This window comes from Streptomyces sp. W1SF4 (assembly GCF_003950035.1).
In the GTDB taxonomy this organism is placed as follows: Bacteria; Actinomycetota; Actinomycetes; order Streptomycetales; family Streptomycetaceae; genus Streptomyces; species Streptomyces racemochromogenes.
This window is the reverse complement of the sequence record NZ_CP034350.1, coordinates 6,556,593-6,582,072: the sequence shown is the minus strand read 5'-3', so window position 1 is coordinate 6,582,072 and position 25,480 is coordinate 6,556,593. Positions and strand designations below refer to the sequence as shown.

Here is a 25,480-nt window from a genome sequence, read left to right as displayed (position 1 = left end):
CCCACGGCCCGGCGCGCGGCCCGGCCCGCAGCGGGGGCCCGCGGCCCGGCAGCCCAGCGGACCCCGGACCCGGAAGGAGCCACTCGTGTCGCCCTCCCCCACCCTCCAGCGCACGGAACCCCAGGCGCTCGCGGAACTCCAGCGCGAACACGGGCGGGCCCTGTTCGGATTCCTGCTCGGCCTCACCAACGGGGACGCCCAGCGGGCCGAGGACCTCGTCCAGGAGACCCTCGTACGCGTCTGGCAGCACCCGGAGGTGCTGACGACCGGGCACGAGTCCATGCGGCCCTGGCTGTTCACCGTGGCGCGGCGGCTGGCGATCGACGCCCGCCGGGCACGGCTGGCGCGGCCGCAGGAGGTCGACCCCGACGGCCTGGAGCAGGCACCGGCCCCCGAGGACGCGGTGGCCGGGTCGGTCACCGCGATCGACGTCCGGCGGGCGGTGGGCAGCCTGGGGCCGGAGCACCGGGCCGTGCTGGTGCAGGTCTACTTCCAGGACCGCTCGGTGGCCGAGGCCGCGGCGGAGCTCGGCATACCCGCCGGGACGGTCAAGTCCCGCACGTACTACGCCCTGCGCGCCCTGCGGAAGGGGCTCCAGGGGTACGGGCTCGGCGCCTGAGCCGCGCCCGGGCGACGCCGGGACCGCCGCAGGGACGGTGGAGAAACACTCAAGGAACGCCCGCGATGCACACGATCCGGACACGGAGCACACCGATATCGGCACCAGTCCGTGCAAGTTGAGTAAACATCCCCCGTTGCGCGAGCCCTCCGGTGAAGGCTCGGGGATGACGGCGGCAGGCTCGACACGCGGGAGAGGGTGGCACGGTGCAGCCCGAGGGTATGAACGGCACCAGCGACGGCGGACTGGCGGTCCCCATGGCGTGGCTCTACGCCGAGTACATCGCCGACGAGCTGCTGCGCACGGGCCGGCTGATCCCGGCCAGCACGCTGGAGTTCCGGGCCGGGCGCGACACGCTCGCGCTGACGATCTACCTCTCGGACGCGGCCGGCGAACTGTCCGGGATCCGGGTGGTCTCGCAGCTCGACGAGTGGCTCTCCCTGACGGCGTACGGGCACCCCTGGCGCGACTGGGTCCACACCCGGTTCCTCGCGCTGGGCGAGGAGGCCCGCGAGCGCGGCCGCGGCGAGGACCCGGACCTCGAACTGGCCCGGGCGGCGTGGCGCTGGCTGGACCACACGGAGCTCTTCGCCACCAACCTCGACCCGGGTCGGCACGGCGGCTCGGACAGCCCGCCGGCCCTGGACGAGAACGCCCGCGTCTGGACCCCGGCCTGGCAGCTCGGACTGCCGCTGGGGCACCTGGCGATGCACCTGTTCTAGGGGTGGGCCGCCGGCCTACGCCGGCTCGGACGGGTCCGTGACCAGGCCCGTGAAGTCGGCCTCGTTGCGCTCGGCCCGGCCCACGTACCAGCGGGCGATGAGCCACATCACCGGGTACGCCGCCAGCCCGAGCGCGACCCAGACCAGCGGGCCCGAGGCCGGCCGGGGCAGCAGGAATGCCAGCGGCAGCAGCCCCAGCACCAGGGCCAGCACGGCCAGCGCCGCCAGCCCCGCGCGCAGCTGGCTGCGCATCAGGGCCCGTACGTAGGTAGCACCGAGGCTGGTCTGCTCCGAGATCTCCGAGCGGGCGGGGGTGTGCGCGGGCGGACGGCGGCGGGCGCCCCGCGGGACGCCGGTGACGATCTCCCGCCGGGGCGGCGGCTGCTGCTCGGCCATGGTGCCGGAGTCTACGGGGGCGCCCTCGGTGCCGGGGCTACTTGAGGAGGCGGGAGAGCCTGCGGTCCGCGAGCGGCTTGCCGCCGGTCTGGCAGGTGGGGCAGTACTGGAGCGAGGAGTCCGCGAAGGACACCGAGCGGACGGTGTCCCCGCACACCGGGCAGGGCTCGCCCTCCCGGCCGTGGACCCGCAGCCCGCTCTTCTTCTCGGCCTTCAGGTCCTGGGCCGCCAGCCCGTGGGCCCGCTCGACGGCCGCCCGCAGGGTGTCCCGCACGGCCCCGTACAGGTGGGTGACCTGCTCCTCGTCGAAGGAGGCGGCCAGTTTGAACGGCGAGACCTTCGCGGCGTGCAGGATCTCGTCGCTGTACGCGTTGCCGATCCCGGCGATCACGCTCTGGTCGCGGAGCACGCCCTTGATCTGCCGCCGCTCACCGGCCAGCAGCGCGGCGAAGGCGTCCCGGTCGAAGCCGGGGTCGAGCGGGTCGGGGCCGAGGCGGGCGATGCCCGGGACCTCCTGGGGGTCGCGCACGACGTACACGGCGAGGCGCTTTTGGGTACCCGCCTCGGTGAGGTCGAAGCCGCCGCCGCCCTCCAGTACGAGGCGCAGCGCGAGCGGGCCCTTGCCGGGGCGGGGCGGCTGGGCGGGGAACTCCTCGCGCCAGCGCAGCCACCCGGCCCGGGCCAGGTGGGTGACGAGGTGGAGCCCGCCGACGCGCAGGGCGAGGAACTTGCCGTAGCGGGCCACGGGGCCGGCGGGCTGCCCTTCGAGGGCGGTGGGGGGAGGGTCGTACGTCTTGAGCACGCTGACGGCGAGCGGGAGGACGCGTTCGACCACCCTCCCGGCGAGGTGCTCGTCGAGGAACTCCCTCAGGGCCTCGACCTCCGGCAACTCGGGCACCCTCCCAGCCTGCCGCCCCGCCCCGCGGCGCGCGACCCGAAGCCCGGCCGGGGCTCCGCGCGACCGCAACGGCTGCCCCGCGGCCCGGAGCCCGGGGCGGCACGGCGTTCAGGCCATCACGAACTCGCACCACACGCACTTGCCGCTGCCCCGGGACTCCACGCCCCAGACGTCCGCCAGCCGGTCGACCAGCATCAGGCCCCGCCCCGATACCCCCGCCTCCCCCGCCTCGCGGCGGCGCGGGAGGGCGCTGGAGCGGTCCTCCACCTCCACCCGCAGCCGGCGCTCCGGGCCGGCCAGGACGCGCAGGGTCACGATCGCGGGGCCGTCGGTGTGCATCAGGGCGTTCACGATCAGCTCGTCCGCGACCAGCTCGATCTCGTCGGCCCGCTCCCGCGCGCCCCACGAGCGGACCGCCGCGCCGATCATGTGCCGGGCGGCGACGAGCGCCTCGGGGTCCCCGGGGGCCACGTGCTGCTGGAGCCGGCCGCCGCCGGGCCGGGTGTCCTCGCCCTGGCGGCGCAGCAGGAGCAGGGCCATGTCGTCGTCGCCGCCCCGGTGGTCGACGACCTCGCACAGCCGGTCGGCGAGCCGCTGGAGGTCGGCCGGGCCGCCCCTGACCATGGACGCCAGCAGGTTGACACCGTCGTCGAGGTCGGCGCCGGGCAGTTCCACCAGTCCGTCGGTGCACAGCACGAGCGTTTCGCCCGGGTCCAGCTCCACGGTGGTCACCGGGTACTCCAGCCGCCCGAACTCCGCCGACAGGCCCAGCGGCATCCCGCCCTCCACCGGCAGCCTGCGGCACTGCCCGTCGCGGGTGCGCACGAGCGGGTCGATGTGGCCGGCGCGCACCAGCTGGAGGACGCCCGTGGAGAGGTCCGCCTCCACGTAGGTGCAGGTCGCGAAGCGGTTGGTGTCCAGCTCGTGCAGGAACACCGAGGCCCGGGCCATCACCGTGCTCGGGGAATGCCCCTCGGCGGCGTACGCGCGGAGCACGATGCGCAGCTGGCCCATGACGGCCGCCGCCTGGGTGTCGTGCCCCTGCACGTCGCCGATGACTGCGCCGACCCGGCCGCCGGGCAGCGGGATGACGTCGTACCAGTCGCCGCCGATGTCCCGGCCCATGCGGGCGGACCGGTAGCGCACGGCGATCTGGGCCCCGGGTACGTCCGGGATCCGGCGGGGCAGCATGGCCTGCTGGAGGCCTTCGGCGAGGTCGTGCTCCTGTTCCAGCAGCATGGCGCGCTGGAGGCTCTGGGCGATGCTGCTGCCGAGGGCGACGAGCAGGTTCCGCTCGTCCTGGGTGAAGCCGTCCTTGTCCTGGTAGAGCAGCCCGATCGCGCCGATCGGCCGGGCCTGGGCGATCAGCGGCAGGTAGGCGGCGGCCGATATCCGCATGTCCGAGATCTTCGACCAGAGGTCGGGGTACTCCTCGGCGAACTCCTCGGCGGAGTCGAGGAAGCGGGGCTGGAGCGAGCGGACGACCTCGCTCATCGGGTACTGCTCGTCGATGCGGGTGTAGCGGGTGCCGGGGACGAAGCTGTCGGCGGGTCCCTCGGCCACCAGGTGGATCCGGCCGGCTTCGACGAGGCCCATCACCATGCCCATGGAGCCGAGCCGCTCCAGGCCGTGGGCGTCGCCGATGACGTCGATGACGTCGCGTACGGTCCGGGCGTGCGCGAGGGCGGCGGTGGTGCTCTCGACGACGGTCGTCTGGCGCTGGCGCTCCTCGTCGAGGCCGAGGCGTTCGGCGGAGTGGCTCAGCTCCTCGGTGGCGTCGCGGACGATGCCGATGATCCGGTACGGGCGGCCGTCCGGGTCGCGCATGACGCGGCCCTGGGTGTGGGTCCAGCGCAGGGTGCCGTCGCGGCAGCGGATGCGGAAGTACGCGCCGTAGGTGTCGACGCCGCTCTTGAGGGCGCTGGAGACGAGGGCGTCGAGCCGGGCGGACTCGGCGGGCGGGACGTGCGGGGAGAGCGATCCCGGCCGTCCGTCGTACTCGTCCGGGGTCGTGTCGAAGACGTCGAGGGCCGCCGCGTCCATGTGCATGAGTCCGGTGACCAGGTCCCAGTCGAAACTGCCCATCCGGTTCAGTGACAGGGAACGGTCCGCGTGTGCGGGCCAGTCCTCCGGCAGCGATACGGTGCTCGGCACCGGTCCACCATGACACAGCGCGGCGTCAGGCGCTCTCCAGGTACGGGGGCTGGTCGGTGACCTGCTGCCCGTCGGGGAGGCCGTCCGGGGCGGTGGGGTCGGCCGCGTCCGGGGGCAGGGCGGGATCGGTGCCGCCGGTGCCCGGGCCGTCGTCGGGGGTGTACGTCGGGGCCTGGTCGGGCGGGACGTTGCCGGGCAGGTCGCGCGGGAGGTCGCCGCCCGCGTCGGGCGGGGTGGCGGCGGGGCCGTCGGACGGGGGCAGGCCTCCGGGGACGTCCTGGGGGGCGGAGGGGGCGCGCGGGGCGGTGCCGGGGGCGGAGGGGCAGGGGCTCGGGCTGGGCGAGGGGGCGGCCGCGCCCGGGCCGACGGGGTCCGCGGCCTGCGGGCCGGCGGCGCCGGGGGCGGCGGGGGGCGCCGCCGGGTCCAGGCCGGGCGGCGGGATCAGGTCGGAGGCGGGGGGCCCGGGGGGCGCCGCCGGGTCGAGACCGGGCGGCGGGATCAGGTCGGAGGCGGGGGGCTCCCCCGCGCCCGGGACGTCGGGCGCGAAGGCGTCGGGTCCGGGGAGCGGGGGCTGGGCGGTCGGCCCGTCCGGACCCGCGGCCGGGGGGCCGGCCGAGGGGGCCGGGGGGCCGGCCGGCGGGGTCGGGGGGCCGGCCGGCGGCGGGGAGGGGGGCGGGGTGGTCCGGGCCCGGCCGTCCGCTTCGGCGCCGGCGCAGGGGTCGTCGGCCGGGGTCGCGGGGGCGTCCGGGATGCCGTCGGCCGGGTCGTAGGGGGGCAGGGTCCTGGGCGGCTTGTCCTGCGCCCCGTCGTCACCGGCCTTGCGCTCGATCCAGGTGTTGTCGGCGACGTTGACGATGACCAGCCGCTTGATCACCTGGATGGTCGGCTCGATGACGATGACCTGCGTGGGCTGGTAGCCGTTCCACTGGTCGCCCTTGAGCACCGGGTTCCCCTTGGCGGAGCGCGGAGCGGCGAGGGGGTTGCCGCAGCCGCAGCGCACCCGGGGCATGCCGTGGTCGTCGACGAGCACGGCCGTCCCCGCCTGGAGCACCGACTGGTAGCCCTCGGCCCGGCCGTCCCGGAACCCGTGGTTGGTGACGCGGGTGTCGGCCCGCAGCACCACGGGCGTGAGGGCGCGCAGGAAGTCGGGGATCTTCTCCTGCTCGATGCCGGCGGCCTGGGCGAAGGAGCGGGACTTGGCGGCGTCGGAGGTGAGGAGGGCGACCTGGCGTTCCACGTCGCAGCTGCCGAGCCGGTTGGTGCCGCCGTACAGGCCGGGGGTGGCGGCGCCGACCGTGCGGATGCCGCGGCCGCTGGCGTTGGGCAGCGGGGGCTGGACGGGGGCCGACTCCGCGGTGGCGGAGGAGGGGGTGAAGGGGTCGGGTCCGGCCGCCCCGACGGGCTGGAGGGTGAGCTCCAGGCTTTCCGGGACCGGGCCCTTGGTCTGTTCGGGGGCGGTGCCGGAGCAGCCGGCGGCGATCAGGCCGAGGGCCGCCAAGAGGGCGGTGCGGGCGGGTGCGTGACGGCGCGGTGCCTGACGGCGCGCTGCCTGACGGGATGTCGGTGCGGGCACGTCGTTCAGGTCGTTCACGCTGCTCTCCCTTTTCGCCCCGGTTGCTCCCTCTTGTCTGCCCCATGTCCCGGGGTGCCGCAACCGGAGCGCCGCCGGATACTGGAGGCGATGGAGTGGTTCACCGCGCCCGGCTACTGGCTGGGGCGGCTGGTCTTCCAGCGGGCCCTGGCCGGTGTCTACGTCTTCGCCTTCGTCGGGGCCGCCCTGCAGTTCCGGGCCCTGATCGGGGCGAACGGCATGCTGCCCGTCCCGCGCTACGTGCGGTACGTGCCCTTCCGCCACGCCCCGAGCCTGTTCCAACTGCGCTACTCCGACCGGCTCTTCGCCTGCTGCGCCTGGGCCGGGGCGGCCGTGGCGGCGGCGCTGGCCGCCGGGGCGGGGGACCTGGTGCCGCTGGGCGCCGCCATGGGGATGTGGGCGGTGCTGTGGCTGCTGTACCTCTCCATCGTCAACGTGGGCCAGACCTGGTACTCCTTCGGCTGGGAGTCGCTGCTGCTGGAGGTCGGCTTCCTCGCCGTCTTCCTCGGCAACGCCCGGGTCGGGCCGCCCGTGCTGGTGCTGTGGCTGCTGCGGTGGGTGCTCTTCCGGGTGGAGTTCGGCGCCGGGCTGATCAAGCTGCGGGGCGATGCCTGCTGGCGCCGGCTGACCTGCCTCTACTACCACCACGAGACGCAGCCGATGCCGAACCCGCTGAGCTGGTTCTTCCACCACCTGCCGAAGCCGCTGCACCGGGTGGAGTGCGCGGCGAACCACTTCACCCAGCTGGTGGTGCCGGTGCTGCTGTTCACCCCGCAGCCGGTGGCCTCGTACGCGGCGGGGGTCATGGTCGCCACCCAGCTGTGGCTGGTGCTGTCCGGGAACTTCGCCTGGCTGAACTGGCTGACGATCACGCTCGCCCTCTCGGCGGTGGACTTCACCGGGATCGCCGGTCCGCCGCCCGCGGCCGCCTCGCGCGGGGCGCCCGTCTGGTACGCGGTCCTGGTCTGCGCGGTGACCGTGCTGGTGCTGGCGCTGAGCCGGCACCCGGTGGCGAACCTGGTCTCGCGCCGCCAGGTGATGAACCGCTCCTTCGACTCCCTGCACCTGGTCAACACGTACGGGGCCTTCGGCACGGTCGGCCGGATCCGCGACGAGGTGGTCGTCGAGGGCACGGCCGACCGCGTCCCCCTGGAGGACGGGGACTGGCGCGAGTACGGCTTCAAGGGGAAGCCGACCGAACTGCGGCGGATCCCGCGCCAGTTCGCCCCGTACCACCTGCGGCTCGACTGGCTGATGTGGTTCGCGGCGCTCTCCCCCGGCTATGCCCGCGACTGGTTCGGGCCGTTCGTGGAGCGGCTGCTGGCGGGCGACCGGGACACGCTGCGGCTGATCCGCCACAACCCCTTCCCGGACGCCCCGCCCCGGTTCGTGCGGGCCAGGCTGTACCGCTACCGGTTCACCACCTGGCGCGAGCTGCGCGAGACGGGCGCCTGGTGGCACCGCAGGCTGCTGCGCGAGTACCTGCCGCCGACCCGCCTCGCGGAGGCCGCCTCGTCAGAGCCCGAGTAGGGCCGCCTCCCGTTCGGGGGCGAGGCCCTTGGACGACCGGTCCGGGCGCAGCGGGGCCGTGCCGCCGATCGAGCGGAGCCAGGCCCAGGTGTCGGCGACGGTCTCCTCCACCGGGCGGCACTCCAGGCCGGCGGCGAGGGCCTTGGTGACGTCGCTGCCGAACATGTGGGCGTGCAGTTCGCCCGGGGGCAGCCAGCAGGGCAGTTCGGTCCAGGCCTCGACGCCCGCCTCCGCGATGCGTTCCGGGTCGGTCCAGCGGAGCTCCGCGCCGCCCCCCGTGACGGCCGCGCAGGCTTCGAGGAAGCCGGCCGTGGTGGCGTGGTCCGGCGGCGAGGCGAGGTCGTACGGGCCGCCGAGGCCGGCCGCGGCGGCGTCCAGGGTCCAGTGCGCGAGGTCGCGGACGTCGATGTACTGGAGCGGCAGGTCGCGGGGGCCGGGGGCGACCATGGGGCCGCCGCGGGCGGCGCGGTCCAGCCACCAGGGCAGCCGGCCGACGTTCTCGTAGGGGCCGAGGATCAGCCCGGCGCGCACGAGCAGGGCGCGGTCGCCGAAGGCGTCGAGGGCGGCGAGTTCCCCGCCCCGCTTGTCCTGCGCGTAGGCGGTGGGGCCGGCGTCGGGCGAGCCGTCGACCACCGGGGCGTCCTCGGCGAGGCCGGCGGGGGCGGGGTAGGTGTACACCGAGCGGCTGGAGACGTACGCGTACCGGCCCGCCCGGCCGGAGAGCAGGCGGGCACTGTCGCGGACGGCCGTGGGGGCGCCGCTCCAGGTGTCGACGACCAGGTCCCACTCCCCTTCGGCGAGGGCGGTGAGCCCGCCGGGGGCGGTGCGGTCGCCGTGCAGCGCCGCGGTTCCGGGCGGGGGCGCGTGGTTCCCCCGGTGGAAGACGGTCACCTCCCAGCCCCGGTGCAGCGCGTCTTCGGTGATCGCACGTCCGACGAATTCGGTCCCGCCCAGTATCAGGAGTCTCATGGGCCCGACTCTGCCGAGTGCGGCGGGGCGGCGGAAGGCTTGATCGCCCACGGCGATGACGCTGACGGCGTAGCGCGTGCCGGAACCGCGGGGGTGTACGTGCCGCGCCCCCGTCGCCGTGGGGCGCGGGGGCACGGATCCGTGCTGCGGGGCCGGGGCGCTCTGCCGGGCCGGGGCCGGGGCGTCAGTCGATGCCGGGCAGGATGTGCGGCTCCGCCAGGTCGTCCTCGTAGCCGGCCAGCCGGATGGGCGCCGAGCGGGCCCAGACCTCGAGGCTGCCGAGTTCGTCGGACCGGGTGGTCGTTCCCCGTCCCGTGAGCTCCAGAGTCGGGTCGGTCTTCTTGGTCTCAGTCACCGCGCACTCCCTGTGTGTCGCGTAACCCGGCGGGCAGGACCGCGCGCCGGATAGGGGGATTCAGTGGTTCGTCCGGACGCGGTGGCGCCTTGGTGGAGCGGGTGCCCGGGTGGGGGCTCCTTGCGCCTTAGGGTACACATATGAGCGGGGGTCCGCTCGATGGAACGGTAAAATCCGCGCCGGACCGCTTGTTTTCGCCCCGAGTTCAGGAAGTCGTACACCGGCGTGTCCGCCGGGGCTGATCTGCTCGCCGGCGGTGGCGCGTGCGCGCGGACGACGGAGGGAGCCGTTGTGGCTATGTCGGGGTTGCCCACGATCGACAGTGTCGACGAGCTGATGGAACTCCTGCACGCGCACCGCGGCGGCCGGGGACTCCAAACGGCGGCCCTGCTCCGCCGCTCGCACCCCTTCGACAAGGAGCTCCAAGTGGCCGGGCTGGTGCACTTCCTGGGCCCGCTGCTGACCGCTCGGGGAGGCGACGCGGCCGAGGCGGTCCGCCCCCTGCTGGGCGACCGGGTGGCCCGTCTGACAAGGGCCGACGCGTCCGAAGAGGCCGGGGACGCGGCGGCCGAGGCGCTGCGCCAGGCGGTGCGCGCGGGCGGCACGTCGGGGCTGGACGCGGGGGTGGTGGAGGACTGGCGGCCGCTACTGGAACTGGTCGCCGCGGGGGCCTACGGAATCCGGGGAGCGGTTCGCCCGTACGAGTGAGGGGCCGGCCGCCCCGGCGGGACGTCCGGCCCCTCCTGGGCCTGCTACCAGTTGGCGGGGGCGTAGTCCTTCAGGAAGACCCCGTAGAGGTCCTCGCCCGCCTCGCCCCGGACGACCGGGTCGTAGACGCGGGCGGCGCCGTCGACCAGGTCGAGCGGGGCGTGGAAGCCCTCCTCGGCCAGGCGCAGCTTGTCGAAGTGGGGCCGCTCGTCGGTGATCCAGCCGGTGTCGACCGAGGTCATCAGGATGCCGTCGGTCTGGAACATCTCCTGGCCGCTGGTCCGCGTCACCATGTTCATCGCCGCCTTGGCGGCATTGGTGTTCGGGTGCCCGGCGCCCTTGTAGCCGCGGCTGAAGACGCCCTCCATCGCCGAGACGTTGACGACGTAGGCACGCCCGCTGGACGCCTTGCGGGCGGCCTCGGCCATCGACGGACGGAGCGCGCTGATCAGGATGAACGGCGACGTGTAGTTGCAGAGCTGGGTCTCCAGCAGCTCGACCGGGGAGATCTGGTCGATGGTCTGCACCCAGGTGTTGGTCTCGACGACGTCCGGCAGCAGGCCGCCCGCGTCGATGGCGGTGCCGGCCAGGTGCCGCTCCAGGCTGGCGTTGCCCGCCACGAGGGCGAGGTCGGCGACCTTCTGCGCCTCCAGACCGCTGACTCCGACGGGCAGCGCCGCCAGGCCGTCGACCGCACCCGAGTTGAAGGCGCCGATGACGCGGTGGGCCGGGAGCTCGCCGGCCGGCAGCGGGGCGCTCTCCCCCTCGACCAGCGCGGCGTACGCGGTGGGGAGGCGGCGCACGGTCTGCGTCGCGTTGTTGATCAGGATGTCGAGCGGGCCGGCGGCGGCCACCTGCTCGGCGAGGGCCACGGACTGGGCCGGGTCCCGCAGGTCGATGCCGACGACCTCCAGGCGGTGCATCCAGTCCGCCGAGTCCTCCATCGCCTTGAAGCGGCGGATGGCGTCCTTGGGGAAGCGGGTGGTGATCGTGGTGTGGGCGCCGTCGCGCAGCAGCCGCAGCGCGATGTACATGCCGATCTTGGCGCGGCCGCCGGTGAGCAGCGCGCGCTTGCCGGTGAGGTCCGCGCGGGCCTCCCGCTTGGCGCGGTTCTCGGTGGCGCAGCTCGGGCAGAGCTGGTGGTAGAAGTAGTCGACCTCGACGTACCGCGTCTTGCAGACGTAGCAGGAGCGCGGGCGCTGGAGTATCCCGGCGATCCGGCCGGCCCCGGTGGCGGAGGAGGGCAGAAGGCCCTCGGTCTCGTCGTCGATGCGCTCGGCGGAGCCGGTCGCGGTCGCCTCGGTGACGGCCTTGTCGTTGGCGGTCTTGGAGGCGCGGCGCTCCTGGCGGCGGCGCTGCTTCACCGTGCGGTAGATGCCGGCGGTGGCGCGGCGTACGGTGATGGCGTCGGGGTGGTCGACGTCGATCTTGTCGAGCTCGTCGAGCACGCTGAGGCAGACGGCGAGGCGCTCGGGGTCGATGCCCGGCCCGTATGCGTGGTTGTCTTCGGTCACCGTCATGGCCGCTGCCGTTCCTTGCTCGCTCGTCCGCGTCCGCCTGCTGCGGAAGTCCCCAAAACGGAAACTGTACGGATCCGACACGCCCGGGTCCAAACCCGTTCCCGCCCGGCTCACGGACCGCGAGCGGACTGTCACGGTATGAAGGGGATCAAGCCCCTTCGCCCCCCTCGGGCGGCTTGCGCGTACTCCCGCTGGTGTATGCCACGAGGATGACTCGGCCCGCGATCAAGGGGTCCGCGGGCGGATGAACGACGCGTCCCTTTGGGGCATGGTGGATCTCATGAGTGCCCTGGCCCTGTCGGTTCTGCTCTGCCTGGTCTCCGCCGTCGCGTACGCGGGCGGCGCGATCCTCCAGGAACACGTGGCGGCGAGTTCGCCGGACCGCCCCTACGCCCCGCTGCGCCGGGCCGGCTGGTGGGCCGCGGTCGCGCTGAACGGCCTCGGGGCGCTGCTGCACGTGGTGGCGCTGGCGTTCGGGCCGCTGAGCCTGGTGCAGCCGCTGGGCGCGCTGACCATCGTCTTCGCGCTCCCGCTGGCGGCCGTGTCCGTACGGCGCCGGGCGGGGGCTGCCGCCTGGCGCGGGGCGCTGCTGGCGACGGCGGGGCTGGCCGGGCTGCTGGCCCTGACGGGCGGGGAGAGCGCGGGGCGGCAGGCACTGGCGGACGGCGAGCGCGGCCTGCTGCTGACGGTGACGGCGGCCGGGGTGGCGGTGCTGGTCCTGGTGGCGGGGCGGATGCGGCGGGCGGTGCTGCGCAGCGTGCTGCTGGCCGCGGCGGCCGGTACGGCCTTCGGGATGGGCTCGGTGTTCACCAAGTCGGTGGCCGAGGGCTTCTCGCCGGGGACGCTCGGCGCCCTGTGGCCGGACCTGGCGGCCATCGCCGTACTGGCGTCCGGCGGGCTGCTGCTGTCGCAGGCGGCCTACCGGGGTGCGGGCCTGACCGCGCCGCTGGCCACGGTGACGGTGGTCAACCCGGTGGTCGCGGCGGCGGTCGGGGTCTCGCTGTTCGACGAGGGCTTCCGGTACGGGACCACCGGGGCGGTGGCGGCGCTGGTGAGCGGCGCGCTCGCGGCGGCCGGCCTGATCCTGCTCACGGCCGTGCCGCCGCACGTGCGGGGGTCAGATGCCGACGCCCTTGTTCCGGAGGTACTTCAGGGGGTCGATGTCGGAGCCGTAGCCGGGGGCGCTGCGCATCTCGAAGTGCAGGTGGGGGCCGCTGGAGTTGCCGGTCGAGCCGGAGCGGCCGATGCGCTGGCCGCCGGAGACCTGCTGGCCGCTCTTGACGCCGAGCGCGGACAGGTGGGCGTACTGGGAGTAGCGGCCGTCGGCGTGCTTGATGACGACCTGGTAGCCGTACGCCCCGGCCCAGCCGGCCGACTCGACCGTGCCGGGTCCGACGGCCTTGACGCTGGTGCCGGTGGGCACCGGGAAGTCGACGCCGGTGTGGTACCCGCTGGACCAGGAGGATCCCGCGACGCGGTAGGCGGTGCCGATGCCGGCGTCGACGGGGGCGGTGAAGGCTCCGCCGCCCGCGGCGGGCTTCTGGTCCGCTGAGGCGGGCTTGCCGACGGGCTTGGCGGCGGGCGGCTTGGCGGCCGGCTCGGGCTTGGGCTTCTCGGCGGGCTTGGACTGCTCCGGCTGCGGCGTGGGCTTCTCGGCCGGCTTGGAGGGCTCGGGCTTCTGCTGCTCCGGTTTGGGAGCGGCCGGTTCCACGGGCTTGACCGGCTCGGCGGTGCGCGGCGGCTTCTCGGGGTTCTGTGTGGGCGGGGCGGTGGTCACCCTGAGGGTGAGGCGCTGGCCCGGGAAGATCAGGTTGGGGTTGCCGCCGACGGTGGACCGGTTCGTCTCGTACAGGGCCTGCCAGCCGCCCTCCACGTGCTGCTCGGAGGCGATCGTCGAGAGGGAGTCCCCGGGGGCGACCACGTACGGGTTGGGCAGGACCGAGGTGCCGGTCGGGCGGGGCATGCCGACGGGCGTCGGGGTGGTGGCCTTGGTCGGCCGGACCAGGTCCCTGTGCGCCTGCCCCGACGGCTTCGCGGCCGGTTCGGCCGCCGGCGGCTTGGCGGCGGGCTTCGCCGCGGGCTTCGCGGGGGCCTTGGTGCCCAGCGCGGGGGCCGGCCCGCTGCGGCTGAGCCCGGCCTGGGGCCCGCAGGCGGGCCAGGCCCGGGGGCCCTGGCCCTTGAGCACCTTCTCGGCGACCGCGATCTGCTGGGCCTTGGTGGCGAGGTCGGCGCGCGGGGCGTAGGCGGTACCGCCGAATTCGCGCCAGGTGCTCTGGCTGAACTGGAGGCCGCCGTAGTAGCCGTTGCCGCTGTTGATCTGCCAGTTGTTGGTGGACTCGCAGTTGGCGACCTTGTTCCAGGTGTCCACGGAAGCGGCTTGCGCGCCCGTGGCGCCGATGAGGGGGAGCGCGATCCCGGCGCCACCCGCGGTGACGACGAGCGAGGCCCGGTTGATGCTGCTCGGCTGGTACCGGCGGTGCCGACCCCGTACACCCATGGGAGCCCCCCTGGAAGACATCAGGAACCGCACAACCTAACGGCGGCCCCATGAGCTGACAAGGGCGACAACCAGCCGTAGGGCGGCGTGAGTTGACGATCCCACAGACCCCCGCCCGCAGTCCGGCGAATCCGCGGATCCGTGCCGGTCCCCTCCGGGGCGGACCCGGGGCGTGCGCGGGCGGATGCGCCGCCACGCGGGGCGAGGCACCCTCAGGACCACCACCCCTGACCCCGCACGAACGCTGCGCACCGGGCCCCTCGCAGCGCCCCGGCACCGGGACCGCCGGCTCGGGGGCCGGGCTGTGGGACCAGCGCGGGGCACCGGGAGGATGCTCGGAGCGGAGCCGCCGCCGGCGGGGCCGTCAGCTCAGGGGCTCAGGTACAGGACCGGCCCGGCGCCCGCGGGGGGCCGCTCGAGCCGGAGCCACCGCAGGGGCCGTCAGCTCAGGGGGCTGGAGTACGGGACCGGCGCAGGGCCCCTGGGGGCTGCTCGGAGCGGAACCACCGCCGGGACCGTCAGCTGAGGGGGCCGGGCTGGGGGATCGGGGCGGGACCCGGGGGCGGGGGCACCGGGTCCGGCTCCGGGACGGGGCCCGGCACGGGGGGTACCGGGGGCGGCACGGGGCTCGGGCCCGGCAGCGGGGGGACCGGGGCGGGGACGGGGTCCGGCCCGGGCACGGGCGGCTGTGTCTGCTCAAGGTTTCGCACCATAGGACCCACCTTCCCCCGATCTCAGCCGGTACGCTCCCCGGCCAGCGCGGCGGCGAGCCCCAGCGCCGGGCTGGCCAGCACGGGGATCCGCGTCCGCACCAGGGGCACGGCCCCGGCCATGGAGGCCTGCGCCAGCACGATGACGTCGGCGCCCTTCACCCGGTCGGCGGCGGACGCCACCGCACGGAGGTACCCACCCACGTCCCCGGCCTCGAACAGCCCCCAGGCCCCGGGCACCACGAGACCGCGCACCTCGCGGGCCCCCTCCTCGCCGAGCAGCTCGGTGCTCGGTCCCAGGGTCGACTCCAGGGCGGCCAGCACCACGATGCGCGCCCCGGTCGCCACCGCCCGCGCGGCCATGGCCCGGTCCACCCTCAGCACGGGGTACCCCAGCTCGGGGGCGAGGGACTCGGCGACTCCCCCGATGGTCGAGCAGGTCACCAGCACGGGCCCTGCGGCCTCCGCCAGCACCTCCCGCACCTCTGCCCGCACGCCCTCCGGCCCCACCACCCGGGCCCGCTCCAGCAGCCCGGGCCGCACGAGGTGCCGCAGCACGGCACCGGGATGCTCCCGCTCCCCCAGCGCGTCGAAAACGGGCACGTGCACCGCGGCGGTGTGCAGGAGGGTCAGCGTCACCAAAGATCGGCGTCCCGCTCCAGCTGCTCCCGCGCGGCCGCGACCACCCCGGCCGGCGCCTCGGGCGCCAGCTCGGGATGCCGTCCGGCCCACGCGGCGGCATAGGGGCACAGCGGCACGACCGGCACGCCCTGGCCGTCACCTTCCGCCGCGGCCATCGCGTAGAAGCCCTTGACGAGCTCCCCGCCGATCCCCCGCCCCTCGTGCCCGGGCTCGACGACGGTGTGCACCGCCACCAGGGCGTGGGGCTCCGCGGCGAGCACGAAGTACGCGATGAACCCGACCACCCGCCGGTCCTCGACGGCCAGCAGCCGCCCGGCCTTCCGCTCGTCCACCAGCTCGATCGCCACGGCCCGCTCCCTCAGCTCAGACAGCCACCGAATACGGGCTGCGTTCCTGATCCGTACCCGGCACCGGCGCGGAAGGATCCGCACCCAGCTCCACGATCCGGTTGTCACCGTCCACGTGCACCACGCGCGGCTTCAACGCCCGCGCCTCGGCGTCCTCGACCTGCGCGTAGCTGATGAGGATCACGAGGTCCCCGGGGTGCACGAGGTGCGCGGCGGCGCCGTTGATCCCGATCACCCCGGACCCGCGCTCGCCCTCGATGACGTAGGTCTCGAGCCGGGCCCCGTTGGTGATGTCCACGATGTGGACGAGCTCCCCGGGCAGCAGGTCGGCGGCGTCGAGCAGATCGGCATCGACGGTCACGGACCCGACGTAGTGCAGGTCGGCCTGCGTCACGGTGGCCCGGTGGATCTTGGACTTGAACATGGTGCGCAGCAATGTGAGCTCCTTGAAGACGGCTCCCTGCCCGCTTTCTGCAGGTCAAGGGCGCTACGCACTCTACACGGGCGCCTGTTGAGACGAAGCTGAAAAGGAACACCGTCCTCTGCGCCGGTGAGCGCCGAGGGATCCGGCCAGGACTGCGACGGCGAGAGGAGCAATGGCGGCAGCGGCACGGGCGGGTGCGCCGCGGCCACGCCGGCCGGGGGGCCTGGCACGGTTCAGCAGCCGCCGGAGGAGACGGGCGCCGCGCCGATGGTGAGGGTGGCCGGGGCTGCGCAGCAGCCGCCGCTCTCTTCGGCGGCCTCCGGCTCGTCGAAGAGACCCGCCCCGCCGCACACGCCGGTCTCCGGGAGGGTGAGTTCGACGCGCTCGGCGGCTTCCCGGTCACCGGCGAGGTGGGCGGCGATGGAACGCACCTGCTCGTAGCCGGTCATGGCGAGGAAGGTCGGGGCGCGTCCGTAGGACTTCATGCCGACGAGGTAGACGTCCTTCTCCGGGTGGGAGAGCTCGTTCACGCCGTGGGGGTAGACGGTGCCGCAGGAGTGCTGGTTGGGGTCGATCAGCGGGGCGAGCCCGGTGGGGGCCTGGAGGCGTTCGTCGAGGCCGAGACGGAGCTCGTTCAGGAAGGTGAGGTCGGGGCGGAGGCCGGTCAGGACGATGACCTCGTCCATTGGGTCCAGGCGGCGGCCGTCCTCGCCGACGAGCACCACCCGGCCCTCGTCGTTCTTCTCGATGGTGTCGGTGCGGAATCCGGTGACCGCGTCGGCGTAGCCGTCGTCGACGGCTGCCTTGGCTGCAAGGCCGAGGGCTCCGCGGGCGGGCAGCTGGTCGGCTTCACCGCCGCCGAAGGTGGAGCCGGAGATGCCGCGGCGCAGGATCCAGGTGGTGTGGGTGCCCTGGCCGTCTTCGGACTTGGCGAGGTCGGCGAGGTAGGCGAGGGCGGTGAAGGCGGAGGCTCCGGAGCCGATGACCGCGATGCGCTTGCCCGCGTACCTGGCACGGACAGCGGAGTTCTTGAGGTCCGGGATGCGGTAGGTGATCCGGTCGGCGGCGGCCTTCTCGCCGAGCGCGGCGAGGCCGCTGCCGCCGGCGGGGCCCGGGGTGGACCAGGTGCCGGAGGCGTCGATGACGGCGCGGGCCAGGACCCGCTGCTCGCGACCGTCGGCGCTCTGGACGTGGACCACGAAGGGCTGGGTCTCGCGGTCGGCGTCGACGACACGGTCGCGGCCGGTGCGTGAGACGCCGGTGACGGTCGCCTCGTAGCGGACCTGCTCGCCGAGGACGTCGGCGAGGGGCTGGAGGTAGAACTCGGCCCAGTCGCCGCCGGAGGGGTAGCTGTCCGCGGCGGGCTTGGTCCAGCCGGTCGGGGCCAGGAGCTTCTCGGCGGCCGGGTCGACGACCTCGGCCCAGCGGGAGAACAGCCGCACGTGCGCCCACTCCCGTACAGCGGCTCCGGCGACCTGGCCGGCTTCCAGGACCAGGGGCTCCAGGCCGCGGTCGACCAGGTGGGCGGCGGCTGCCAGGCCGACGGGGCCGGCCCCGATGACGACGACGGGCAGATCGGTGGTGGCTGGCGCGTTCACGGTCGGCTCCCTGACTGTTTCGATGTCTGTCGATGGCTTGCGCCGCCAGCGTGACACTTGTTTCGATGCTCGTCAACATAGACATTCATCGAAAAGAGATGGCTGTGGACCCTGCGGACGCCGCCGACTGCCCGGCATGCGTTCGGCGGGGATCCGGACCGCAGGCGGTCGTCCGCGCGGGCACCCGTGAGCCGGCCGGCAGGGATGCCGTCCGGGCGGGCCGCCGACCGGCCGCCCGCCCGGCCCGCACCTGACCCCCTGCCACCTTGGTTCGACGTGTGTCAACATAGACGCATGTCGAATGCCAAGGTTCTGCCGCTCCTGGAGCCCGAGGCCGTCGCCCCGTGCTGTCCCCCGCTGGACGAGCGCCCCATGTCCGCGGACGAGGCCGAGGTCGCGGCGAAGATGTTCAAGGCCCTCGGCGACCCGGTCCGGCTGCGCCTGTTCTCCGCCGTCGCCTCCCACGAGGGCGGCGAGGCCTGCGTGTGCGACATCTCCGACGTCGGCGTCTCGCAGCCCACCGTCTCCCACCACCTGAAGAAGCTGAAGGAGGCCGGGCTGCTGTCCTCGGAGCGGCGCGGCACGTGGGTGTACTACCGGGTCGAGCCGTCCGTGCTCGCCGCCATGGGTGCGCTGCTGGCCGGCGCCGCGAAGGCGGCGTGACCGGCATGCGGATCGACGCCATGCTGCCCGAGCACGCCGAGCAGGTGCTGGGCATCTACCAGGCGGGGATCGACGAGGGCAACGCCACCTTCGAGACGCAGGCGCCCGAGTGGGCGGCGTTCGACAAGGCCAAGCTGCCCGGCCACCGCTTCGTCGCCCTCGGCGACGCCGGCGTCGTGCTGGGGTGGGTCGCGGCCAGCGCGGTATCCGACCGGTGTGCGTACGCGGGCGTGGTCGAGCACTCCGTCTACGTCCACCCCGACGCCCGCGGCCAGGGTGTCGCCCGCGCCCTTCTGGACGCCCTGATCACCTCGACCGAGACGGCCGGGATCTGGACGATCCAGTCCGGGATTTTCCCCGAGAACACCGCCAGCCTCGCCCTCCACGAGCGGGCCGGTTTCCGGATCATCGGCATCCGGGAACGGATCGGCCGGCACCACGGCGCGTGGCGGGACGTCGTCCTGCTGGAGCGTCGCAGCACCGTGGTCTCGTAGGCCCTGCTCAGGTCGGGGTGTAGCGGCCGGGACTGTGACCAGCGAGGATGCAGGTCGTGAGTAGTGACCGGGGCCTCGCCCCCCTCCGTTCGGCACCGTCGGCGCCCGTGGTGTTCGGCGCTGGAGCCGCGATCGGGGTGCTGGGCGGGATGATCGGGCTCGGCGGTGCGGAGTTCCGCCTGCCGCTGCTGATCGGCCTGTTCGGGTTCGCCGCCCTGTCGGCGGTCATCCTGAACAAGGCGATGAGCCTGGTCGTGGTCCTGGTCGCGCTGCCCGCCCGCCTGACAGCGGTCCCGGCCGCCGAGGTGGCCGCGCGCTGGCCGGTCGCGGTCAACCTGCTGGCCGGAAGCCTGCTCGGCGCCTGGGCCGGGGCCAGTTGGGCGGTACGGATGCGCTCGGCCACCCTCTACAAGGTCCTCGCGGCGCTGATGGTGCTCATGGCCGCCGCCCTGGTCCTCACCCACACGGCCACCCTGGGCACCCTCGACCTGCCGCTGTGGGCACAAGTACCTGCCGGCGTCGTGGCCGGGTTCGGCACCGGCGTGGTCGCCGCGATCATGGGAGTGGCCGGCGGCGAACTGCTCATCCCGACGATCGTGCTGCTCTTCGGCCAGGACATCAAGACCGCCGGGAGCCTGTCCCTGCTGGTCTCCCTGCCCACCATGCTGGTGGCCTTCGCCCGTTACAGCCGTGACGGCAGCTTCGCGGTCCTCGGCGCGAACCTCGGCTTCACCGCAGTCATGGCCTCAGGGTCGGTCGCCGGAGCCGTTCTGGGAGGCCTGCTGCTGGGCGTGTTCCCGGACGTGGTCCTCATCCCCGCACTGGCCGTGATCCTGCTGGTGTCCGCAGCCAAACTCGCCCGTCACGACTGACGTCGTACACCGTGACGTGCTCGACGCCCTGGCGGCGCAGGTGGCACGTCCGCGCGCTGCGTCATGCGGCGGGCTGCTCCGTGCCGGGCCTGGCCCGCATGAAGATGACCGCCACCAGGGCCAGGCCGAGGACGACCCCGAGGAGCTGCATGCCGACGAAGCCGGGCACGGATCCGGGGGCTATGCCCGCGAACGTGTCGGTGAAGGCCCGGCCGAGGGTGACGGCCGGGTTGGCGAAGGAGGTGGAGGAGGTGAACCAGTACGCGGCGCCGACGTACGAGGCGACCGCTACGGGGGCGAAGCGGAGGCGGTCGGTGCGGGCCAGGCCGAAGATCAGCACGATCAGGCCCGTGGTGGCCACGACCTCGCCGAGGAGGAGGTTCCCGGCGGAACGGTCGTGGGTCGACCACTTCACCAGGGGCTCGCCGAACATCGCGTCCGCCAGGATCGCGCCCGTGATCGCGCCGGTGATCTGCGAGGGCACGTACACGGCCAGCTCACGCGCTGTGACGCCGGCACCGCCGCGGCGCGCGGTCCACCACTCGGCCACCGTCACGGCCGGGTTGAAGTGCGCCCCGGACACCGGGCCGAGAAGGGCGATGAGGACGCCGAGGCCGAAGACCGTGGCGGTGGAGTTGGCCAGCAGCTGCAGGGCCACGTCCTGAGTGAGCTTCGTGGCCTGGATGCCCGACCCGACGACGACGGCGACCAGCGCTGCGGTGCCGGTCAGTTCGGCGGCGGCACGGGCGATCAGCGGGGTGCGGGGCGGGGTCGCACCGGGAGCGGGCTGCGGCACGTCGGCGGATGTCAGGGTGCCGACGGGCTGGGTGGCGGTCAAGGCGGGTTCTCCTCGGGCAGGTGAGGCAAAGCGCGGAAGGCTAGGGGCAGGACCGCTTGAGGTTCGCTTCGGTGCTGGCCCGCGCGGTCCGAGCGAGGTCGGCGAACTGACCGGCGAGGGCTTCGATGGCCTCCGGGCGCAAGCGGTAGTAGATGTACCTCCCGCACGGCTCCGTCTCCACGACCCCGGCCTCCCGCAGCACCTTCATGTGGTTGGAGAGGTTCGTCTGCTTCGCACCCGTCTCCTCCACCAGGTGGGTGGTGCAGAGGGTCTCGCGGGCGAGGAGGGTCACGATCCGCAGCCTGAGCGGGTCGGCCAGAACCCGGATCAGATCAGTGTCGACTGACGTCATCATCCACTGATACTGTCACATCACTGAGGGCTGATACCAGCCCTGGCTGACCTGTGCCGCCAGTGGGACGGCGGTGCCGCAGTCGCGCCTGCCACCCCTAGGAAGAGCCGATGCCCGCGAACCCGCTCGCGTCCGTCCTGTTCGTCTGCATCCACAACGCCGGCCGCTCCCAGATGGCCGCCGGGTTCCTGCGGCACCTCGCCGGGGACCGCGTCGAGGTCCGCTCCGCCGGCTCCGTCCCCGGCGACCGGATCAACCCCTCCGCGGTGGCCGCGATGGCCGAGCTCGGCATCGACATCTCCGGCCAGACCCCCAAGGTGCTCACCCCCGAGGCCGCCCAGGCGTCCGACTACATCATCACGATGGGCTGCGGCGACGCCTGCCCGTACTTCCCCGGCAAGAAGTACCTGGACTGGCAGCTCGAGGACCCGGCCGGCCAAGGGGTCGAAGCCGTCCGACCCATCCGGGACGAGATCAAGGTTCTGATCGAGGACCTGATCTCTGAGATCGACGCACAACAGAAGGCGAACTGACCCCGTGGGCTGGGTGGTTCGGCGGCCGTGTCGGGCGGACCCGCCGGCTCGACGAGCACGGTCCGTGAAGGCCTGACCAGGATCCCGCCGCCCGTCCGGGGGCGCGGACGTCAGATGCGGGACTGGAGCAGGAGCTGTTCCTCGAGGGCCGCCAGGGTGCGGTAGCAGGGCAGCACCTGGGTGAGGGAGGCGTTCGGTTCGCGGGCCTCGCGGATGGCGGCGACGAACTCCCGGTCCTGGAGTTCGATGCCGTCCGTCGAGACGTCGACCCCGCTCACGTCGATCGGCTCGCCCTCGCCGGTGACCAGGTCGTCGTAGCGGGCGACGTAGGTGCCCGTGTCGCCGATGTAGCGGAAGGTCGTGCCCAGCGGGCCGTCGTTGTTGAAGGACAGCGACAGGGTGCAGATGGCGCCGTTCGCCGCGCGCAGCTGGATCGACATGTCCATCGCGATGCCGAGCTCGGGGTGGACCGGGCCCTGGACCGCGTTGGCCTGGACGATCGGGGATCCGGTCTGGTGGGCGAACAGGTCGACGGTGTGCGCCGCGTGGTGCCAGAGCAGGTGGTCGGTCCAGGAGCGGGGCTGTCCGAGGGCGTTGAGGTTCGTGCGGCGGAAGAAGTACGTCTGCACGTCCATCTGCTGGATGCGGTACTCCCCCGCCCGGACCCGCCGCCGTATCCACTGGTGGCTGGGGTTGAACCGGCGCGTGTGTCCCGCCATCGCGACGAGTCCGGTGCGCCGCTGTGCCGCCAGGCAGGCCTCGGCGTCGGCCAGGGAGGCGGCGAGCGGGATCTCCGTCTGGACGTGCTTGCCCGCCTCCAGGCAGGCCAGCGTCTGCGCGGCGTGCAGCGGGGTGGGCGTGGCGAGGACGACGGCGTCGACGTCGTCCATCGCCAGCACCTCCTCCAGGGTCGCGACGCCGCGGCCGACGCCGTGTTCCGCGGCGAACTTCCGGGCGCTTTCGAGGCTGCCGCTCACGACGGCGGCCACCTCGACGCCCTCGATCCGCCGGAGTGCGGCCGCGTGCTTGGCGCCGAAGGCGCCACCGCCGGCCAGGGCCACCCGCAGGGTGCGGTCGTCGCTCATGTCAGTTCACTCCTTCGGCGGGCTCCTGGGCCCGCGGGTGGTCTTCGAGTATCAGGTGGCCGACGGCGGTGTTGGACGCCGGTACGTGGTAGAAGCGGTGCCTGACCTCGATCTCGCCCGAGCCGTCGAGGTCGCTCATCGCCCCGCGGGCGATCAGCCACATGATCAGCTCGATGCCCTCGGAACCCGCCTCCTCGACGTATTCGAGGTGCGGTACCCGCGAGAGGCTGGCCGGGTCCGCCACGAGCCTGTCGAGGAAGGCGTTGTCCCACTGCCTGTTGATCAGTCCGGCGCGCGGGCCCTGCAACTGGTGGCTCATGCCGCCGGTGCCCCACACCTGGACCTTCAGGGGCTTGTCGTAGGACTGGACGGCCTTGCGCAGGGCCCGGCCGAGTGCGAAGCACCGGGCGCCGGAGGGCACGGGGTACTGCACCACGTTGACGTGGAGCGGGATCACCTTGCACGGCCACTCCTCGACGTCGCCGAACATCAGCGACAGCGGGACGGTCAGGCCGTGGTCGACCGTCATCTCGTTGGCCAGGGTGAGGTCGAAGTCGTCCGTGATGAGCGAGTGCGCGAGGTGGGCGGCCAGGTCGGGGTCGCCCTCGATGCCCGGGACCGGGCGGGGCCCGTAGCCCTCGTCGGCGGCGGGGTAGGCCGCCCCGGTGCCGAGCACGAACGTCGGGACCAGTGACTGGTCGAAGGCGGTGGCGTGGTCGTTGTAGACCAGGAGGACCACGTCGGGGAGGTTCTCCCGCGCCCATCTCCGGGAGAACGCGTAGCCCTCGAAGACCGGCCTCCAGTAGGGCTCTTCGGTCTTGTGGTGGTCCATGGCGGCGCCGATCGCCGGGACGTGCGAGGTGAAGACCGCGCCGGTGATGACGGCGTGCCCGTCCGGTGGCGCGGCGTCGGCGTACGCCGCTTCGAGGACGGCGTGGTCGATCCGGTTCCCCTCGACGGGCCGGCCGCCGCCGGCCATCATGTCGCGGTACTCCTGCTCGGTCATCCCGGTCATCGAGCCCGCCATCCGCTGGAAGGAGAACCCCAGCGTCGCGCCCCACTTGGCGAGGAAGTAGATGTTGCCGCCCTCGCGCACGGCGGCGTTGAGGTCGCGCTCGAGCAGTGCCCGCTTCTGTTCCTCGCGCAGGGGCCACGCGTCCAGGTAGGCGCGCTCGTCGGCGAGGTAGAGGGCGCGGTTCTCCGCCGTCATCAGCGACATGCAGAACTGGTTGAGGTGGTACCCCTTGGCGGACTGTTCGGTGTCGAAGATGGTCGTTCCCGGAACCAGTCTGTAGGTCCTGTCCAGGGACATGGTGGGCCTCCGATCGGGCGTGGGTCAGTCGGCGTCGGGCCAGTACAGGCGCATCGGGTTGTCGACGAGGAGCTGCTGCCGCTGCCGCGGCGTCGGTGCGAGGTGCGGGATGAAGTCGACGAGCAGGCCGTCGTCGGGCATGTGCCCGGTGAGGTTCGGGTGGGGCCAGTCGGTGCCCCACAGCACCCGGTCGGGGAACTCCTCGACCACGCGCCGCGCGAAGGGGACGACGTCGCGGTAGGCGTGTCGCTCGCCGTCGAGGGCGGGCGGGCCGCTGACCGACAGCCGCTCCGGGCAGGTCACCTTGCACCAGATGTCCGGCCTCGCCCGCATGAAGTCCAGGAAGGCCTCGAAGTCCGGGCCGTGCGGGTCCTTGGTGACGTCGGGCCGGCCCATGTGGTCGACGACCAGCGGCACCGGGACCGAGAGGAGGAAGTCGCGCAGGTCGGCGAGGTCGGCGGCCTCGAAGTAGACGACGGCGTGCCAGCCGTAGGGCGCGATCCGTTCGGCCACGTCCAGCAGGTCCTGGCGGGGCGCGGCGTCGACGAGCCGTTTGACGAAGTTGAACCGTACGCCGCGGACCCCCGCGTCGTGCAGCTCCCGCAGCCCCGCGTCCGAGATGCCGGGGGGCACCGTCGCGACGCCGCGGGCCAGGCCTCCCGAGGCCCGCAGGGCGTCGACCATGGCGCTGTTGTCGGCGCCGTGGCAGGTCGCCTGGACGACGACGGTGCGGGCGAAGCCCAGGTGGTCGCGGAGTGCGAAGAGCTGGTCCCGGGAGGCGTCGCAGGGGGTGTACTTGCGCTCGGGGGCGTAGGGGAACCGCTCCCCCGGGCCGAAGACGTGGCAGTGCGCGTCGACGGCGCCCCCGGGCAGCTGGAACCGGGGCCGGCTGGGGCCCGCGTACCAGTCCAGCCAGCCGGGGGTCTTCTCGAAGCCGTTCGTCATCGTCAGTCCTCGTACCGCAGTCCGAGCTCGGCCAGCGGGCCGCGCATGCCGTAGATGTCCAGGCCGAGTTCGCCCGCACGGAACCGGGCGCGCTTGCTCTCCTCGCCGGCTTCGCGCCGGGCCGCGGCCGCGGCGACCTCGGCGGCCCGCTCACGTGGCACCACCACGACGCCGTCACGGTCCGCCACGACCACGTCCCCCGGCCTGACCAGGGCGTTGGCGCACACGACCGGGACGTTGACCGAACCGAGCGTGGCCTTGACGGTGCCCTTGGCGCTGATCGCCCGGGCGAAGACGGGGAAGTCCATCTCCTCCAGGTCGGCGACGTCGCGCACGCCGCCGTCGATGACCAGGCCCCGGCAGCCCCGGGCCCGGAACGAGGTGGCGAGGAGGTCGCCGAAGAAGCCGTCCTCGCTCTCGGCCGTGCAGGCGGCGACCACGACGTCCCCCTCCCTGATCTGTTCGGCGGCGACGTGGAGCATCCAGTTGTCGCCGGGCTGCAGCAGTACGGTCACCGCGGTACCGCACATGCGGGCCCGGGGGTGGACGGGGCGCAGGTAGGGGCGCATCAGGCCGGTCCGGCCCATGGCCTCGTGGACGGTCGCGACTCCGAAGGCGGACAGCGCCGCGACGGCCCGGGGATCGGCGCGGGTGACCGAGGTGTGGACGACACCGGTCTCGGTGTGCTCCATGGGTTCTTCTCCTG

The 25,480-nt window shown here is 73.7% G+C and carries 26 protein-coding genes and 1 pseudogene; 9 read left to right on the top strand and 18 right to left on the bottom strand.

Annotation, left to right across the window (positions count from 1 at the left end):
- The first annotated feature begins 85 nt into the window (after positions 1–85).
- The gene (locus D1J60_RS30595) at positions 86–619 is read left to right on the top strand and encodes a sigma-70 family RNA polymerase sigma factor (protein WP_125603425.1); all 534 of its coding nucleotides are present in this window, start codon (positions 86–88) and stop codon (positions 617–619) included.
- A gap of 221 nt (positions 620–840) precedes the next feature.
- Positions 841–1,341: a hypothetical protein gene (locus D1J60_RS30590; RefSeq protein WP_164721004.1), complete on the top strand. Its 501-nt coding sequence runs from the start codon at positions 841–843 to the stop codon at positions 1,339–1,341.
- A 15-nt stretch (positions 1,342–1,356) separates the two neighbouring features.
- Here D1J60_RS30590 and D1J60_RS30585 read toward each other — a convergent pair whose 3' ends face one another.
- From D1J60_RS30585 to D1J60_RS30570, 4 genes are all read right to left on the bottom strand, one after another.
- Entirely contained in the window at positions 1,357–1,737 is a 381-nt protein-coding gene (locus D1J60_RS30585) for a hypothetical protein (RefSeq protein ID WP_125603427.1), read from the bottom strand.
- Between the two features lie 37 nt (positions 1,738–1,774).
- Positions 1,775–2,635, bottom strand: a complete 861-nt coding sequence (locus D1J60_RS30580) for a DNA-formamidopyrimidine glycosylase family protein (RefSeq protein ID WP_125823309.1) — start codon at positions 2,633–2,635, stop codon at positions 1,775–1,777.
- A 108-nt stretch (positions 2,636–2,743) separates the two neighbouring features.
- Positions 2,744–4,807: a SpoIIE family protein phosphatase gene (locus D1J60_RS30575; protein WP_125823308.1), complete on the bottom strand. Its 2,064-nt coding sequence runs from the start codon at positions 4,805–4,807 to the stop codon at positions 2,744–2,746.
- A gap of 7 nt (positions 4,808–4,814) precedes the next feature.
- Positions 4,815–6,380, bottom strand: a complete 1,566-nt coding sequence (locus tag D1J60_RS30570) for a DUF6777 domain-containing protein (protein WP_206436599.1) — start codon at positions 6,378–6,380, stop codon at positions 4,815–4,817.
- Positions 6,381–6,470: 90 nt separating this feature from the next.
- Between D1J60_RS30570 and D1J60_RS30565 the strand changes: the two genes are divergently transcribed.
- On the top strand, positions 6,471–7,910 hold the full coding sequence (locus D1J60_RS30565) for a lipase maturation factor family protein (RefSeq protein WP_125823307.1): 1,440 nt from the start codon (positions 6,471–6,473) through the stop codon (positions 7,908–7,910).
- Here D1J60_RS30565 and D1J60_RS30560 read toward each other — a convergent pair.
- Together D1J60_RS30560 and D1J60_RS37495 are read right to left on the bottom strand one after the other, a co-directional pair.
- Positions 7,896–8,879 carry an NAD-dependent epimerase/dehydratase family protein gene (locus D1J60_RS30560; RefSeq protein WP_125823306.1) on the bottom strand — a complete coding sequence of 328 codons (984 nt, stop codon included), beginning with the start codon at positions 8,877–8,879 and terminating at the stop codon, positions 7,896–7,898. The two genes, D1J60_RS30565 and D1J60_RS30560, sit on opposite strands and share 15 nt — an antisense overlap.
- Before the next feature lie 184 nt (positions 8,880–9,063).
- A complete protein-coding gene (locus D1J60_RS37495; RefSeq protein WP_164721003.1) occupies positions 9,064–9,234 on the bottom strand; it encodes a hypothetical protein in 171 nt (56 codons plus the stop codon).
- A 297-nt stretch (positions 9,235–9,531) separates the two neighbouring features.
- Between D1J60_RS37495 and D1J60_RS30555 the strand changes: the two genes are divergently transcribed.
- A complete protein-coding gene (locus tag D1J60_RS30555; RefSeq protein WP_125823305.1) occupies positions 9,532–9,942 on the top strand; it encodes a hypothetical protein in 411 nt (136 codons plus the stop codon).
- Between the two features lie 44 nt (positions 9,943–9,986).
- On the opposite strand, the gene D1J60_RS30550 is transcribed toward D1J60_RS30555, so the two are convergent.
- Positions 9,987–11,462 (bottom strand): SDR family NAD(P)-dependent oxidoreductase, encoded by a 1,476-nt coding sequence (locus D1J60_RS30550; protein ID WP_125823304.1) that lies wholly within the window; start codon positions 11,460–11,462, stop codon positions 9,987–9,989.
- Positions 11,463–11,742: 280 nt separating this feature from the next.
- Here D1J60_RS30550 and D1J60_RS37745 point away from each other — a divergent pair.
- Positions 11,743–12,555 (top strand): annotated as a pseudogene (locus tag D1J60_RS37745) (DMT family transporter); the annotation flags it as partial.
- A 24-nt stretch (positions 12,556–12,579) separates the two neighbouring features.
- Here the strand turns inward: D1J60_RS37745 and D1J60_RS30540 are convergent.
- From D1J60_RS30540 to D1J60_RS30515, 5 genes are all read right to left on the bottom strand, one after another.
- Positions 12,580–13,959 carry a transglycosylase family protein gene (locus D1J60_RS30540; protein WP_125823303.1) on the bottom strand — a complete coding sequence of 460 codons (1,380 nt, stop codon included), beginning with the start codon at positions 13,957–13,959 and terminating at the stop codon, positions 12,580–12,582.
- A 734-nt stretch (positions 13,960–14,693) separates the two neighbouring features.
- On the bottom strand, positions 14,694–15,308 hold the full coding sequence (locus D1J60_RS30530; RefSeq protein WP_125823301.1) for an arylsulfatase: 615 nt from the start codon (positions 15,306–15,308) through the stop codon (positions 14,694–14,696).
- The gene (locus D1J60_RS30525; RefSeq protein ID WP_125824277.1) at positions 15,305–15,673 is read right to left on the bottom strand and encodes a GNAT family N-acetyltransferase; all 369 of its coding nucleotides are present in this window, start codon (positions 15,671–15,673) and stop codon (positions 15,305–15,307) included. Before D1J60_RS30525 ends, D1J60_RS30530 begins: the two co-directional genes overlap by 4 nt.
- A 1-nt stretch (position 15,674) precedes the next feature.
- Complete coding sequence (gene panD, locus D1J60_RS30520; RefSeq protein ID WP_125602581.1) at positions 15,675–16,094, bottom strand: aspartate 1-decarboxylase; 420 nt, start codon at positions 16,092–16,094, stop codon at positions 15,675–15,677.
- Positions 16,095–16,315: 221 nt separating this feature from the next.
- A complete protein-coding gene (locus D1J60_RS30515; protein WP_125823300.1) occupies positions 16,316–17,680 on the bottom strand; it encodes an FAD-dependent oxidoreductase in 1,365 nt (454 codons plus the stop codon).
- 294 nt (positions 17,681–17,974) lie between these two features.
- Between D1J60_RS30515 and D1J60_RS30510 the strand changes: the two genes are divergently transcribed.
- Genes D1J60_RS30510 through D1J60_RS30500 form a run of 3 tightly spaced genes read left to right on the top strand, consistent with a single transcriptional unit; the run spans position 17,975 to position 19,709 of the window.
- Complete coding sequence (locus tag D1J60_RS30510) at positions 17,975–18,343, top strand: metalloregulator ArsR/SmtB family transcription factor (protein ID WP_125823299.1); 369 nt, start codon at positions 17,975–17,977, stop codon at positions 18,341–18,343.
- A gap of 5 nt (positions 18,344–18,348) precedes the next feature.
- Positions 18,349–18,837 (top strand): GNAT family N-acetyltransferase, encoded by a 489-nt coding sequence (locus D1J60_RS30505; protein ID WP_125823298.1) that lies wholly within the window; start codon positions 18,349–18,351, stop codon positions 18,835–18,837.
- Between the two features lie 56 nt (positions 18,838–18,893).
- Entirely contained in the window at positions 18,894–19,709 is an 816-nt protein-coding gene (locus D1J60_RS30500; protein ID WP_241253450.1) for a sulfite exporter TauE/SafE family protein, read from the top strand.
- Positions 19,710–19,770: 61 nt separating this feature from the next.
- Here D1J60_RS30500 and D1J60_RS30495 read toward each other — a convergent pair whose 3' ends face one another.
- Positions 19,771–20,547, bottom strand: a complete 777-nt coding sequence (locus tag D1J60_RS30495; protein WP_125823296.1) for an aquaporin — start codon at positions 20,545–20,547, stop codon at positions 19,771–19,773.
- A gap of 40 nt (positions 20,548–20,587) precedes the next feature.
- Positions 20,588–20,902: a metalloregulator ArsR/SmtB family transcription factor gene (locus tag D1J60_RS30490; protein WP_125823295.1), complete on the bottom strand. Its 315-nt coding sequence runs from the start codon at positions 20,900–20,902 to the stop codon at positions 20,588–20,590.
- 107 nt (positions 20,903–21,009) lie between these two features.
- Here D1J60_RS30490 and D1J60_RS30485 point away from each other — a divergent pair, with 107 nt between their 5' ends.
- Positions 21,010–21,432, top strand: coding sequence for an arsenate reductase ArsC (locus D1J60_RS30485; protein ID WP_125823294.1), 423 nt, complete (start codon positions 21,010–21,012; stop codon positions 21,430–21,432).
- Between the two features lie 110 nt (positions 21,433–21,542).
- Here D1J60_RS30485 and D1J60_RS30480 read toward each other — a convergent pair whose 3' ends face one another.
- From D1J60_RS30480 to ligK, 4 genes are read right to left on the bottom strand one after another with little or no spacing between them, the layout of a single operon-like run.
- Positions 21,543–22,517: a Gfo/Idh/MocA family oxidoreductase gene (locus tag D1J60_RS30480; RefSeq protein ID WP_125823293.1), complete on the bottom strand. Its 975-nt coding sequence runs from the start codon at positions 22,515–22,517 to the stop codon at positions 21,543–21,545.
- A gap of 1 nt (position 22,518) precedes the next feature.
- Positions 22,519–23,829 (bottom strand): protocatechuate 4,5-dioxygenase subunit alpha, encoded by a 1,311-nt coding sequence (gene ligA, locus D1J60_RS30475; protein ID WP_125823292.1) that lies wholly within the window; start codon positions 23,827–23,829, stop codon positions 22,519–22,521.
- 24 nt (positions 23,830–23,853) lie between these two features.
- On the bottom strand, positions 23,854–24,774 hold the full coding sequence (locus D1J60_RS30470; protein WP_125823291.1) for an amidohydrolase family protein: 921 nt from the start codon (positions 24,772–24,774) through the stop codon (positions 23,854–23,856).
- Positions 24,775–24,776: 2 nt separating this feature from the next.
- On the bottom strand, positions 24,777–25,466 hold the full coding sequence (ligK, locus tag D1J60_RS30465; protein ID WP_125823290.1) for a 4-carboxy-4-hydroxy-2-oxoadipate aldolase/oxaloacetate decarboxylase: 690 nt from the start codon (positions 25,464–25,466) through the stop codon (positions 24,777–24,779).
- Between the last annotated feature and the right edge of the window lie 14 nt (positions 25,467–25,480).